Here is a 13395-nt window from a genome sequence, read left to right on the forward strand (position 1 = left end):
CTTTTAGAAGAAAAGGGGCCGGTGGCCCCTTTTCACTGAAACTGACGATACTCGTCCTACTTCAAGTCGCAGCGTTGTTAACTCTATTCACTCGCACTAGTCACATACTGATGTATGCGCTTAGTATCTCACTCATTTGTCGCCTAGCTGCGCCTCGAATTATTTAGAGTAAAGACTAGCGACGCAGGCCTAAACGCTCGATAAGAGCGGTATAACGCGCGATGTCTTTGCCTTTCAAGTAAGCTTGCAATCTACGACGCTGAGCAACCATACGCAGCAGACCACGACGGCTGTGGTGATCTTTTTTATGCTCTGAAAAGTGGCTTTGCAGATGGTTGATTTGAGCAGTTAACAGAGCGATTTGAACTTCGCTTGAACCAGTGTCGTTTTCACCGCGGCCGAATTCAGCAACGATTTTTGCTTTCGCTTCAGTACTTAGAGACATAATAAACTCCAAATGTATAAATGTATGTAATGAGAGCCAATCTCTAATTTAGCATCTCACAGATTAAGCGCCGCTATTCTACGCTGCTTAACGGCGCAAAGCAATAAGTGCCGCGATGCGGATTATTCATTTTCGACGACTAAACGTCGCGGCGCAACCCGAAGATCTTCACTGATCACCGCAATCCCAATAAAGCATTGAGAGTCACCTCGAGTCACTCTGATCATCGTACCTTCAGCTAATCCACCAATATCGGCTCTAACTGGTTGACCTTGCTTAAAATAAGCGGCTGTTTCTTCAGTTAAATTGACCGCTGGAAAATGCACGACAGCGGTATCCATCGGTAACAATAAACTATCGAGTAATGACTCAAAAGAGCCCTCACCTGCATCGACTCTTGCTCTTAGCTCTGCTAACTGTTCCAATGTCACCATCCGTTCGTACGGATAATTTGCCACTTGAACTCGGCGCAAATAGGTCACATGAGCACCACAGCCTAACATTTCACCTAAATCATCAATGATGGTTCGAATATAAGTGCCTTTAGAACAGTGGATTTCCAGCTCAAGCTCATTACCTTCTAAGCGAATAAACTGTAACTCATAGACTGTAATTGGGCGGGCTTCGCGCTCTACGGTGATCCCCTTTCGTGCATACTCATACAGAGGGCGTCCTTGATGTTTCAATGCGGAATACATTGAGGGAACTTGCAAAGTATCACCACGAAAGTGCTCTAAAGCCTCATCAAGCTGAGCTTGTGTAAACTCAATGTTACGCTCACTGATGATTTCTCCGTGAGAGTCAGAAGTGTCGGTACGTTGCCCCAAGCGAGCAATTACACGATAACGTTTATCTGAATCAAGTAAAAACTGAGAGAATTTGGTTGCTTCACCAAGACACACTGGGAGCATCCCTGTTGCAAGTGGATCTAACGCACCGGTGTGGCCCGCTTTATTTGCATTGAAGAAGCGCCGCACTTTTTGCAGCGCATCATTTGAAGAAATATCAGTAGGTTTATCCAGCAGCACAACGCCATCTATATTACGGCCGCTACGACGACGCCCCATTATTTTTCCTCTTTATCGTCCGCATTTGCACGGCGTATTTCATCATTACGAATAACATTAGAAACTAAGTTAGACATACGCATACCATCAACCAATGAGCTATCGTAAGAGAACGTTAACTCAGGAATGACACGTAAACGCATTGCTTTTCCGAGTAAAGAACGAATAAAGCCTGAAGCTTCATTTAGCGCTTTAATACCATCTTGAACCATTTGTGACTCATGTTCTTCATGAGAAATGTTTAAGAAAGTGACAAATACTTTTCCGTAGGCCAAGTCTCTTGATAATTCAACACCCGAAACGGTTGCCATACCAATGCGAGGATCTTTCACTTCGCGCTGCAAGATAATTGCAATTTCTTTTTGCATTTCTTGTGCTACACGCTGAGAACGACTAAATTCTCTTGCCATATCCATATCTCCGATACATAGGGGGGCATAAGCCCCCCTAGGAATATATCAATGAGCTCCACACATATTAGATGTGTGATTACTCGTGAAATTAACCGTCAATTGAACGTTTAATTTCAATTACTTCAAAGACTTCGATCATATCGCCAACGCGGACATCGTTGTAGTTCTTAACACCGATACCACATTCCATGCCATTACGCACTTCGTTGACGTCATCTTTAAAGCGACGCAGTGACTCCAACTCACCTTCGTAAATAACCACGTTATCACGTAGAACACGGATTGGGTTATTACGTTTGATAGTTCCTTCAGTCACCATACAACCAGCGATTGCACCAAATTTCGGTGATTTGAATACATCACGAACTTCTGCAAGACCCATGATTTGCTGCTTGTATTCAGGCGCTAACATACCGCTCATTGCTTGTTTGATTTCATCAATCAGGCTATAGATAACGGAGTAGTAACGCAGGTCAACGCTTTCACTTTCAATAACACGGCGAGCAGAAGCATCAGCACGTACGTTAAAGCCAAGAATGATTGCGTTAGACGCCGCTGCCAGAGTAGCATCAGTTTCAGTGATACCACCAACGCCAGAACCGATGATTTTAATTTTAACTTCATCAGTTGACAGTTTCATCAGTGAGTCAGTGATCGCTTCACAGGTACCTTGAACATCTGTTTTCAGAACGATGTTCAATTCAGAAACCTTACCGTCTTCCATGTTAGCAAACATGTTTTCCAGTTTAGATTTCTGTTGGCGAGCCAGTTTAACATCACGGAATTTGCCCTGACGATACAAAGCAACTTCACGCGCTTTCTTCTCATCACGAACAACTGTCGCTTCATCACCCGCTGATGGAACGTTTGATAGACCGAGGATCTCTACAGGCATTGATGGGCCAGCAGATTGAACTTCTTTACCTAATTCGTTACGCATCGCACGAATACGGCCGTATTCAAAGCCACAAAGCACGATATCGCCTTTGTTCAATGTACCTTCTTGAACAAGGATAGTGGCTACTGGACCACGGCCTTTATCAAGGTAAGATTCAACAACAACACCGCTTGCCATACCTGCATAAACCGCTTTCAGCTCTAAGACTTCAGCTTGCAGTAGGATAGCGTCGAGCAGGTCATCAATACCTGTTCCTTTTTTCGCAGATACACTGATAAACTGAGTATCACCACCCCAATCTTCAGAAATAACGCCATATTGAGACAGTTCGTTTCTGACACGATCTGGGTCCGCTTCTGGTTTATCAATTTTGTTCACAGCAACAACGATCGGTACGCCAGCTGCTTTCGCATGTTGGATAGCTTCGATAGTTTGTGGCATCACGCCATCATCCGCTGCAACAACCAGAACAACGATATCCGTTGCCTGTGCACCACGAGCACGCATCGAGGTAAACGCGGCGTGACCAGGGGTATCTAGGAAGGTGATCATACCTTTGTCAGTCTGCACATGGTATGCACCAATGTGCTGGGTGATACCACCCGCTTCGCCTGAAGCAACTTTGGTTGAACGAATATAGTCAAGTAGTGACGTTTTACCGTGGTCAACGTGACCCATAATTGTCACAACAGGTGCACGTGGCTCTTCCATTGCAGAGCCAGTGTCACGATCATTCATTACCGCTTCTTCAAGCTCGTTTTCACGACGCAGAATAACTTTATGGCCCATTTCTTCTGCAACAAGTTGTGCAGTTTCTTGGTCAATGACTTGGTTGATAGTCGCCATAGCGCCCATCTTCATCATTGTTTTAATCACTTGTGAGCCTTTAACAGCCATTTTGTTAGCTAATTCGCCAACAGTGATCGTTTCGCCGATAATAACATCACGGTTTACTGCTGCGGCAGGCTTAGTAAAGCCTTGTTGCAGTGAGCTACCCTTACGTTGTTTACCTTTAACGCGACCAGAACGGCCAGCAGCACGTTCTTCTTCACGATCGGCTTTCTCAGAAAGTTTATTGCCTTTCTTTTGGCGAGGTGCTTTCGCACTACGGTTACGAGAACGACGGCCTTCTTCTTTCTCATCACTCTCATCTTCCGCTGCACGCGCATGTTGAGAGGTTGTGGTGTGATAGTCACTATCTTCTTCAGATTTTGCATCACTCGTCCACTTTTCACCGTTTTCTTCGGCCATTTTACGAGCTTCTTCTGCAACACGTTTAGCTTCAGCTTCAACTTTACGTTGAGTTTCTTCTTCCGCTTTACGTTTCAGAGCGGCTGCCTCGGCTTCAAGGCGCTGTTTTTCAGAATTGCTCTCACCGGCTTTGCCAGCTTTTTGATGATTTTCGCTTGGTTTCACTTTTTCTCTTTCCGCTACTTCGCGCGTAGCTTTTTCAGCTGCTTCACGTTTTGCTTTTTCTTCGGCATCACGTTTTGCTTGTGCTTCTTGTTTCGCTTTTTCTTCTGCGATACGTTTAGCTTCAGCTTCACGTTTTGCCAGTTCTTCAGCTTCGCGCTGTGCCTGCTCTTCCGCTTCACGCTTCGCCTGCTCTTCCGCTTGCGCTTGCTCAGCGTCACGGTTCACATAAGTGCGTTTTTTGCGGACTTCTACATTTACCGATTTACTTTTACCACCGGTAACTGGAACACTCAACGTACTACGCGTTTTACGTTGCAATGTTAACTTACTCGGCTGTCCCGCCGAGCCGCCGTGTTCACGATTTAAGTGCCCCAGCAATGTTTCTTTTTCTGACTGACTAACAGAGTCATTCTCACCTTTTTTGATCCCTGCTTCAGCAAATTGCTGTACCAGGCGCTCAACTGTGGTTTGAATTTCTGCTGCCAATGATTTTACAGTTTCTGTCATGCCGTTCCTTCCTGCTACAGTGTTTACGCATCGTTACCGAACCAGCAAATATTACGTGCAGCCATGATGAGTGCTCCTGCTTTCTCACCATCCAGACCTTCAATATCAATCAGGTCGTCGATGCCCTGCTCAGCAAGATCTTCCAGTGTACAGATACCATGAGTAGCTAAATTATAAGCTAGAGTATTATCCATACCTTCCAGATTCAATAAATCTTCTGCTGGCTGATTATCACCTAGGCTCTCTTTTTGAGCCAATTCAATCGTAGTGAGGGCCGCTTTTGCTCTTTCACGTAGAACTTCAACAGTATCGGAGTCGAGACCGTCAATTTCCAGAAGCTCTTTAATAGGCACGTAGGCCAGTTCTTCTAACGTCGAGAAGCCTTCTTCAACAAGTGCAGTGGCGAACTCTTCATCAATATCAAGATGCTTGGTGAATGTGTCAATAGAAGCATGTGCTTCTGCCTGATGTTTTGCATTCAGCTCTTCTGCGGTCATGACATTCAGTTCCCATTTGTCATCACCACGGTGTTTTTTCAGTAATTGTGCCGCTAAGCGAACGTTTTGACCATTACGGCCAATCGCTTGAGCCAAGTTACTACTTTCTACGGCAACATCCATCGTACATTTGTCTTCATCGACGACAATAGATGCCACATCAGCCGGAGCCATTGCATTAATAACGAATTGAGCAGGGTTATCATCCCATAACACAATATCAATTCGCTCGCCGCCTAATTCACTAGAAACGGCTTGAACCCGTGCACCGCGCATACCTACGCAAGCACCAACTGGGTCAATACGCTTATCGTTAGTTTTTACTGCGATCTTAGCGCGAGAACCTGGATCACGAGCAGCAGCTTTGATTTCGATGATCTCTTCACCAATTTCAGGTACTTCAATGCGGAATAATTCAACCAGCATTTCAGGACGAGAACGAGTAACAAAAAGCTGCGCACCGCGTGCTTCAGGACGAACATCATACAGGACTCCGCGGATGCGGTCACCTGGACGGAAGTTTTCACGTGGTAACATGTCTTCACGTAAAATAACGGCTTCAGCATTGTTACCAAGATCTAACGTGATATTTTCACGATTCACTTTCTTCACTTGAGCAGTGATGATTTCACCTTGTTGCTCACGGAATTGGTCAACAACCATCGCACGTTCAGCTTCGCGAACTTTTTGAACGATAACTTGTTTCGCCGTTTGCGTGGTAATACGGTCAAAAACAACTGATTCAATTTGATCTTCAACATACTCACCCAGTTTCAACTCTGGATTTTCATATTGTGCCGCTTCTAACGTGATTTCACGTGTTGGCATAGTCACTTCATCAACGATCAACCAACGGCGGAACGTATCAAAGTCACCTGATTTACGGTCGATTTCGACACGAACATCGATCTCTTGCTCATATTTCTTTTTGGTTGCTGTCGCCAGTGCCGTTTCCAGAGCCTCGAAGATTTTTTCACGAGGGAGGGATTTTTCGTTAGAAACCGCTTCAACAACAGCCAGAATTTCTTTGTTCATCCTAGTTGCCTCATTGAACTTAATTAAAAGTGGGGTACCAAGTTAGCTTTCTGGATGTTGCCAAGGGCGAACACTTCATCCTTACCATCCACAGTAACCGTTATCATTTCACCTTCGACAGCTTTAATAATACCTTGCCATCTCCGGCGGTTCTGCATCGCAATGCGCAAAGTCAGAGCCACCTCTTCACCGACAAAACGCTCATAGTGGGCGACAGTGAACAGTGGGCGTTCTAGCCCTGGTGACGAAATTTCTAGGTTATAAATGACAGAAATTGGATCTTCGACATCCAATACTGCACTCACCTGATGGCTGACATCAGCACAATCATCAACGGTGATGCCTTCTTCACTATCAATGAAAACACGCAATGTCGATGTACGCGCGCGGACAAACTCTAAGCCTACAAATTCAAAGCCAAGTGCTTCCACCGGTGCTGAAATCATCTCTGTTAATTTTTGCTCTAATGTGGACAAGCCCACCCCCAGACATAAAAAAAGGGCTATAAAAGCCCAGTTAATTCGATTGTCAAATAACAAAAAACCCCGAAATTTCGGGGCTTTATGAAACTGGACCCTGTAGTGCCAACGGGTTCACCATCTTCTTAGTATATCTTTAAAATCTAAATAAATCGATGAGAATTTACGATAAATACATCTGAAAAGATATGCTGACTAAGAATTGGTTGCGGGGGCCGGATTTGAACCGACGACCTTCGGGTTATGAGCCCGACGAGCTACCAAGCTGCTCCACCCCGCGTTCGAAAACGTGACATATTCTACACAGATAACTCATAGATCACAAGTCATCTTAAATAATGGTGCCGAGGACGGGACTTGAACCCGTACGCCCGTTTTGTAGGCACTACCACCTCAAGGTAGCGTGTATACCAATTTCACCACCTCGGCACTGAGGCGAGGTTATCCGTTTATAACAAACAATAACCTCAAATTCTTTACTTCTTTGATGATGGCTTAAATGCCTTCATCCGGGATCTTTAACACTTAACGAGGAATGTCGCTCGTTGGTGTAGCTGGTGCTGCCGGAACGTCTGTTGGTTGCTCGACTTTAGCAGGTTCACTAATGTTTTCCCACTTACTACCAGTTCCGTATTTGTTGGCAGTCATATTGCCAAGAATCAAACTGATAATGAAAAACACAGCAGCCAAGATCCCAGTCATACGGGTCATGAAGTTACCTGAACCCGATGAACCAAACAGTGTTGCAGAAGCACCCGCACCGAATGATGCACCCATGTCAGCACCTTTACCTTGCTGTAACATGATCAGACCAATTAGGCCGATTGCTGCTAGCAAGAAAATAATTAAAAGAGCTATGTACATTTGAGTTACCTATTCAGTTGCGGTTCATAGTATCTATGACCTTTATTACTGCACACCTGCTCTATTGCCCTTGAAGAATGACCTTTGCGGGAATGAGCAGGTGCGAATACTAACTAATGCTGAGCCGACAAGCAAGCCAAATTTTATTTCCTGAGCTCATTTGCAGAAAAAAACAACAATTGAGTAAAATAACTGACAGCACAGCTTTCAACTCAGCAACAAGTCTGTTTTTAAAACAGCAATCACTAATAAATTTTATCAGCCAGCCGCTTTCACTGCATCAGCAATACGATTAGCCATCGCCAATACATCCGCTTCGTTTTCCCCTTCGACCATGACACGGATCAAAGGCTCAGTACCTGATTTTCTGAGCAATACACGACCTTTACCCGCAAGTTCTTTTTCAACTTGCTCATTCGCCGCTAATACTGCCTCACTTTGTAGAGGATCATGTGTACCTGCGAAACGTACGTTAACGAGTACTTGTGGCAATAATTTCATGCCGCTACACAGATCATGTAGACTCATTTGATTACGGACCATCGCACTCAGAACTTGCAAACCAGCAACAATACCGTCACCGGTTGTCGTCTTATCTAATAAGATGATGTGACCTGAGTTTTCTGCCCCCATGCGCCAACCTTTTTCTTGCAGCTTCTCAAGAACATAACGGTCACCAACTTTTGCTCGCTCAAATGGAATACCCAATTGTTTTAGTGCGATTTCGAGACCCATGTTACTCATTAGCGTCCCGATCACGCCGCCTTTGAGTTGACCTTGACGCAATGCTTCGCGAGCAATGATATAGAGGATTTGGTCGCCATCAACCTTATTACCTTGGTGATCAACCATAATTAAACGGTCACCATCACCGTCAAATGCTAGGCCAACATCGGCTTTTTCTGCGATTACGCGCTCTTGCAGCATGCGTACATCTGTTGCACCACATTTTTCATTGATATTGATACCGTTAGGTTCGCAACCAATAGCAATAACTTCTGCCCCTAATTCGCGGAAAACGTTCGGTGCAATATGGTAAGTAGCTCCATTTGCACAATCGATAACCACTTTTAGACTAGAAAGGCTTTGTTCACTTGGGAATGTACCTTTACAAAATTCAATATAGCGACCTGCCGCATCGACAATACGGTTTGCACGGCCAAGTTCTGCCGATTCAACGCAAGTAATCGGTTTTTCCATTTCAGCTTCAATAGCTTCTTCAACTTCGTCAGGTAATTTCGTACCATCGATTGAGAAGAATTTAATCCCATTATCATCATAAGGGTTATGTGACGCTGAAATAACAATCCCTGCTTCTGCACGGAAGGTGCGAGTCAAATAAGCAACGGCTGGGGTTGGCATTGGACCTGTGAAAGAGGCTGATAGCCCCGCAGCAGCCAAACCCGCCTCTAATGATGACTCCAACATGTAGCCAGAGATACGCGTATCTTTACCAATGATAATTTTTCGCGAACCATGACGTGCCAGCACTTTTCCTGCTGCCCAACCTAATTTCAAAACAAAATCAGGTGTGATTGGGCTATCGCCCACCTTGCCACGAATACCATCGGTACCAAAATATTTACGGTTACTCATACGCTAACTTTTCCTTTTCTGACAGAGTCATCTGAACGATCTTCATTGCATCAACTGTCTCTTTAACATCATGGACACGAATAATTTGCGCTCCTTGCATCAATGCAATGGTCGCACAAGTAATGCTGCCCGCAAGCCGTTCTTGAGGTGGAACATTCAATAAGTTTCCAATCATAGATTTACGTGACATACCTGCCAATAGCGGTAATCCGAAATCATGAAACTGATCTAAATTTCCTAATAGTTGGTAATTATGCGCTAAGTTCTTACCAAAACCAAAACCTGGATCAAGTATTATCTGTTGTCGATGGATCCCTGCTGCGACACAGCGCTCAATTTCTGAATGAAAGTGATCTTTCACTTCTCGTACGACATTTTCATAATTAGGCGCTTCTTGCATCGTTCGTGGTTGACCTTGCATATGCATAAGACAGACTGGCAAGCCTGTCTTTGCCGCAACTTCTAGGCTACCCTTTTCATGTAATGAACGAATATCATTGATCAGATGCATACCAGCTTTAGCCGCTTCTGACATAACTTCTGCTTTTGAAGTATCAACAGAAATCCATACGTCAAAACGTTGTGCAATGGCTTCGACAATTGGAATAACACGCTCTAGCTCTTCATTAACTGAAACGTCAGCGGCTCCGGGGCGCGTTGATTCACCACCAATATCAATAATGGTTGCGCCTTCCTTGACCATTCTAGCAACGTGCTCAATTGCATCATGATAACGATTATGGGTGCCACCATCTGAAAATGAATCAGGAGTAACATTCAAAATCCCCATCACTTTAGGTGTTGATAAATCAAGTTCACAACCTCTAGCGCTGATTTTCATTATTATTGTGCCTCAATGTAAAAAACCCCAGTAAACTGGGGTTTGAGATTACGTGTCAAACAATAACTTACTGTGGTTTATTATCGTTTGTATTGTTTGATGAATTAGATTCATCAGTATTATCTTTTGGTTCTTCAGACGGAGAAGTATCAGTATTTGCTTCAGTTTTTGAACCACCAAAACCTGTACCAAACGAACCTGTTACATTACTCACTTTTTTGTCTTCATCCCAGCCTGCTGGCTCACGCACTGGACGTCTATTCATCAGATCATCAATCTGAGGCATATCAATCGTTTCATATTTCAATAATGCATCTTTAGTTGCATGCAAAATATCAATATTGTCAGTCAGCGTTTTATAAGCGAGCTGATAGCAGCGGTCTAGGATAATTTTGATTTCTTCATCAACAATACGTGCTGTTTCATCAGAAATACCTGAACCATTACCTGAAGAACGGCCTAAGAATGCAGGACCTTCTTCTTTAGAATACTGCATTGGGCCTAAACGGTCTGAGAAGCCCCATTGAGTTACCATGTTACGTGCGGTATTCGTAGCAAATTGAATATCCGATGAAGCACCTGTAGTGACTTTATCAGGACCATAGATCAATTCTTCCGAAATACGACCTGCGTAAGCAGTTGCAATCATACCTTCAAGTTTCAAGCGGCTACGACTCACTTCATCACCTTCAGGCAAGAAGAAAGCAACACCCAGCGCTTGTCCACGAGGAACAATGGTAACTTTGTGTACAGGATCATGCTCAGGCATCAAATGACCAACGATCATATGACCTGCTTCATGATAAGCCGTCGACTCTTTTTGCTCTTCAGTCATCATCAGAGAACGACGTTCAGCACCCATCCAAATCTTGTCACGTGCTTTTTCAAACTCAACCATTGAAACAACACGCTTATTAGCACGAGCGGCAAACAATGCAGCTTCGTTGACTAAGTTAGCCAATTCAGCACCCGAGAAGCCCGGTGTTGCACGCGCCAAAATAAACGTATCTACGTTTGGATCAATCGGCACACGACGCATATGAACTTTCAGGATTTGCTCACGACCACGTACGTCAGGTAAACCAACCACAACTTGACGGTCGAAACGACCTGGACGTAATAATGCAGGGTCAAGAACATCTGCACGGTTAGTCGCTGCAATGACGATAATACCTTCATTGCCTTCAAAACCATCCATTTCAACCAACATTTGGTTCAATGTTTGCTCGCGTTCATCGTGACCGCCGCCTAAACCTGCGCCACGTTGACGACCGACCGCATCAATCTCATCGATAAAGATAATGCAAGGCGCTGCTTTTTTCGCTTGTTCGAACATATCACGAACACGAGATGCACCAACACCGACAAACATTTCAACGAAGTCAGAACCTGAAATAGTAAAAAATGGTACTTTTGCTTCACCAGCGATCGCTTTAGCAAGCAATGTTTTACCTGTACCCGGAGGCCCTACCATTAGGACGCCTTTAGGAATTTTACCACCCAGTTTTTGGAAACGCGCAGGTTCACGTAAGAACTCAACGATTTCGCCAACTTCTTCTTTTGCCTCATCACAACCAGCCACATCAGCAAAAGTTGTTTTGATCTGGTCTTCAGTCAGCATCCGCGCTTTGCTTTTACCGAATGACATTGCTCCTTTACCGCCACCACCTTGCATTTGGCGCATAAAGAAGATCCAGACACCAATCAACAGAAGCATTGGGAACCAGGAAATAAAAATAGATGTCAGTAAGCTAGGTTCTTCTGGTGGTTCACCAACGACAGTTACATGCTTGTTAAGCATGGTATCTAACAGCTTCTCATCCTGCATAGGAAGATAAGTTGTATAGCGGCTATTATCCGCCTTTCTGACGTTTAATTCACGACCTGTGATACGAACTTCACGTACCTGATCCTGGGCTAACTCATTGATAAACGTAGAATAATCAACTCTGCGACTATTCGAATCGCTTGGGCCAAAACTCTGGAACAAGGACATCAGAACAACTGCGATGACTAACCAGAGAATCAGGTTTTTCGCCATGTCACTCAAGGGATTAACCTCATATTACAACTGTGTTAACAAATAACGCTCAGGGTACTACAGTTTTAGCCCTGCCGCTACAATGTATACTTCACGCGATCGTGCCCGCGAAGATTCGGGTTTACGAACTTTTACCTTCGTAAATAGGGAACGGATATCCCTTAGGTACTCATCAAAGCCTTCTCCCTGAAACACTTTGACAATAAAACTTCCCCCAGGGGCCAATACTGCACGGCACATATCCAAAGCTAACTCAACCAGATACATTGATCGAGGTATATCGACCGCAGGCGTCCCGCTCATATTCGGCGCCATGTCAGACATGACCACCTGAACTTTTTTATCACCAACTCGTTCCAACAACGCTGCTAGCACTGCCTCATCGCGAAAATCACCTTGCAGGAAATCGACGCCAACAATAGGATCCATAGGTAAAATATCACATGCAATCACCCGACCATTTTGGCCTATTTGGCTGACAACATACTGTGACCAACCTCCGGGTGCTGCACCCAAATCAACAACGGTCATACCTGGTTTAAAAATTTTATCACCTTGCTGGATTTCATCCAGTTTAAACCATGCACGCGAACGAAGCCCTTTCTTTTGTGCTTGCTGAACATATTTATCACTAAAATGTTCTTGCAACCAACGGCTGGAGCTTGCAGAACGTTTTTTATTGGCCATTGCATTTTCCAACTATACTCATAGAAACACATCTATCCCCAAAGTTCTCCAAACAACATGCTTATTAACGCTTTGACTTACATGTGACCTGAATCTTCTGGGTATTTATTGTCACTTCTTTACCACCCGATAGAGATTAATTGATGGTGATAGATATCAGATGGCGGTAGAATAAGCCATTTTCAATACTAAAGAAGTAAAAAATCGATGAATCTTAATAAAAAACAAATTCAGCACCTGAAAAGCTTAGCTCATCACTTAAACCCTGTTGTTATGATTGGCAACAATGGTTTAACTGAAGGTGTTTTAGCTGAGATTGAGCTTTCATTAGCTCACCATGAGCTTATCAAAATCAAAATCGCAGGCGAAGACCGTGAAACTAAAAACTTGATCGCTGAAGCGATTGTTCGCGAAACAGGTGCTGCAAATGTACAAATTATAGGCAAGATACTTGTTCTTTACCGCCCATCAGCTGAGCGGAAAATTATTTTACCTAAATAATTACACTTAATTTATATAAAAATGCCATTAAAGGCAGCTTCTATATGAAGAAAAAGGCCGCTAGCGGCCTTTTTCGCTAATACCGTAAAATAATATAACCAATTCAGG

The 13395-nt window shown here is 44.0% G+C and carries 12 protein-coding genes and 2 tRNA genes; 1 reads left to right on the forward strand and 13 read right to left on the reverse strand.

Annotation, left to right across the window (positions count from 1 at the left end):
- Window positions 1-175: 175 nt before the first annotated feature.
- The 13 genes from rpsO to rlmE form a co-directional block, all read right to left on the reverse strand.
- The gene (gene rpsO, locus M1E96_RS18945; RefSeq protein WP_006657959.1) at window positions 176-445 is read right to left on the reverse strand and encodes a 30S ribosomal protein S15; all 270 of its coding nucleotides are present in this window, start codon (window positions 443-445) and stop codon (window positions 176-178) included.
- A 122-nt stretch (window positions 446-567) separates the two neighbouring features.
- Complete coding sequence (gene truB, locus M1E96_RS18950) at window positions 568-1512, reverse strand: tRNA pseudouridine(55) synthase TruB (protein ID WP_319067323.1); 945 nt, start codon at window positions 1510-1512, stop codon at window positions 568-570.
- Window positions 1512-1922, reverse strand: a complete 411-nt coding sequence (gene rbfA / locus M1E96_RS18955) for a 30S ribosome-binding factor RbfA (RefSeq protein WP_070925673.1) — start codon at window positions 1920-1922, stop codon at window positions 1512-1514. Before rbfA ends, truB begins: the two co-directional genes overlap by 1 nt.
- A gap of 91 nt (window positions 1923-2013) precedes the next feature.
- On the reverse strand, window positions 2014-4746 hold the full coding sequence (infB, locus tag M1E96_RS18960) for a translation initiation factor IF-2 (RefSeq protein WP_319067326.1): 2733 nt from the start codon (window positions 4744-4746) through the stop codon (window positions 2014-2016).
- Between the two features lie 23 nt (window positions 4747-4769).
- On the reverse strand, window positions 4770-6278 hold the full coding sequence (gene nusA / locus M1E96_RS18965) for a transcription termination factor NusA (RefSeq protein WP_070925573.1): 1509 nt from the start codon (window positions 6276-6278) through the stop codon (window positions 4770-4772).
- 23 nt (window positions 6279-6301) lie between these two features.
- Window positions 6302-6754: a ribosome maturation factor RimP gene (rimP, locus tag M1E96_RS18970; protein WP_070925574.1), complete on the reverse strand. Its 453-nt coding sequence runs from the start codon at window positions 6752-6754 to the stop codon at window positions 6302-6304.
- A gap of 206 nt (window positions 6755-6960) precedes the next feature.
- A tRNA-Met gene (locus M1E96_RS18975) sits at window positions 6961-7037 on the reverse strand.
- 59 nt (window positions 7038-7096) lie between these two features.
- A tRNA-Leu gene (locus M1E96_RS18980) sits at window positions 7097-7186 on the reverse strand.
- A 96-nt stretch (window positions 7187-7282) separates the two neighbouring features.
- On the reverse strand, window positions 7283-7621 hold the full coding sequence (gene secG / locus M1E96_RS18985; protein WP_070925575.1) for a preprotein translocase subunit SecG: 339 nt from the start codon (window positions 7619-7621) through the stop codon (window positions 7283-7285).
- Window positions 7622-7879: 258 nt separating this feature from the next.
- Window positions 7880-9217: a phosphoglucosamine mutase gene (gene glmM, locus M1E96_RS18990; protein WP_070925576.1), complete on the reverse strand. Its 1338-nt coding sequence runs from the start codon at window positions 9215-9217 to the stop codon at window positions 7880-7882.
- Complete coding sequence (gene folP / locus M1E96_RS18995; protein ID WP_349485528.1) at window positions 9210-10058, reverse strand: dihydropteroate synthase; 849 nt, start codon at window positions 10056-10058, stop codon at window positions 9210-9212. Before folP ends, glmM begins: the two co-directional genes overlap by 8 nt.
- 67 nt (window positions 10059-10125) lie before the next feature.
- Window positions 10126-12099: an ATP-dependent zinc metalloprotease FtsH gene (gene ftsH, locus M1E96_RS19000; RefSeq protein ID WP_070925578.1), complete on the reverse strand. Its 1974-nt coding sequence runs from the start codon at window positions 12097-12099 to the stop codon at window positions 10126-10128.
- Between the two features lie 57 nt (window positions 12100-12156).
- A complete protein-coding gene (rlmE, locus tag M1E96_RS19005; RefSeq protein ID WP_369427286.1) occupies window positions 12157-12786 on the reverse strand; it encodes a 23S rRNA (uridine(2552)-2'-O)-methyltransferase RlmE in 630 nt (209 codons plus the stop codon).
- Between the two features lie 207 nt (window positions 12787-12993).
- Here rlmE and yhbY point away from each other — a divergent pair, with 207 nt between their 5' ends.
- On the forward strand, window positions 12994-13287 hold the full coding sequence (yhbY, locus tag M1E96_RS19010) for a ribosome assembly RNA-binding protein YhbY (RefSeq protein ID WP_070925580.1): 294 nt from the start codon (window positions 12994-12996) through the stop codon (window positions 13285-13287).
- Window positions 13288-13395: the final 108 nt, after the last annotated feature.

This window comes from Providencia sp. PROV236, assembly GCF_033676985.1.
Classification (GTDB): domain Bacteria; phylum Pseudomonadota; class Gammaproteobacteria; order Enterobacterales; family Enterobacteriaceae; genus Providencia; species Providencia manganoxydans.

Excerpts from the sequence above, each read along its gene's own strand:
- nusA (WP_070925573.1), bottom strand. The coding sequence starts at position 6,278 with ATGAACAAAGAAATTCTGGCTGTTGTTGAAGCGGTTTCTAACGAAAAA.
- secG (WP_070925575.1), bottom strand. The coding sequence starts at position 7,621 with ATGTACATAGCTCTTTTAATTATTTTCTTGCTAGCAGCAATCGGCCTA.
- truB (WP_319067323.1), bottom strand. The coding sequence starts at position 1,512 with ATGGGGCGTCGTCGTAGCGGCCGTAATATAGATGGCGTTGTGCTGCTG.
- rbfA (WP_070925673.1), bottom strand. The coding sequence starts at position 1,922 with ATGGCAAGAGAATTTAGTCGTTCTCAGCGTGTAGCACAAGAAATGCAA.
- glmM (WP_070925576.1), bottom strand. The coding sequence starts at position 9,217 with ATGAGTAACCGTAAATATTTTGGTACCGATGGTATTCGTGGCAAGGTG.
- ftsH (WP_070925578.1), bottom strand. The coding sequence starts at position 12,099 with ATGGCGAAAAACCTGATTCTCTGGTTAGTCATCGCAGTTGTTCTGATG.
- folP (WP_349485528.1), bottom strand. The coding sequence starts at position 10,058 with ATGAAAATCAGCGCTAGAGGTTGTGAACTTGATTTATCAACACCTAAA.
- yhbY (WP_070925580.1), top strand. The coding sequence starts at position 12,994 with ATGAATCTTAATAAAAAACAAATTCAGCACCTGAAAAGCTTAGCTCAT.
- rpsO (WP_006657959.1), bottom strand. The coding sequence starts at position 445 with ATGTCTCTAAGTACTGAAGCGAAAGCAAAAATCGTTGCTGAATTCGGC.
- infB (WP_319067326.1), bottom strand. The coding sequence starts at position 4,746 with ATGACAGAAACTGTAAAATCATTGGCAGCAGAAATTCAAACCACAGTT.
- rlmE (WP_369427286.1), bottom strand. The coding sequence starts at position 12,786 with ATGGCCAATAAAAAACGTTCTGCAAGCTCCAGCCGTTGGTTGCAAGAA.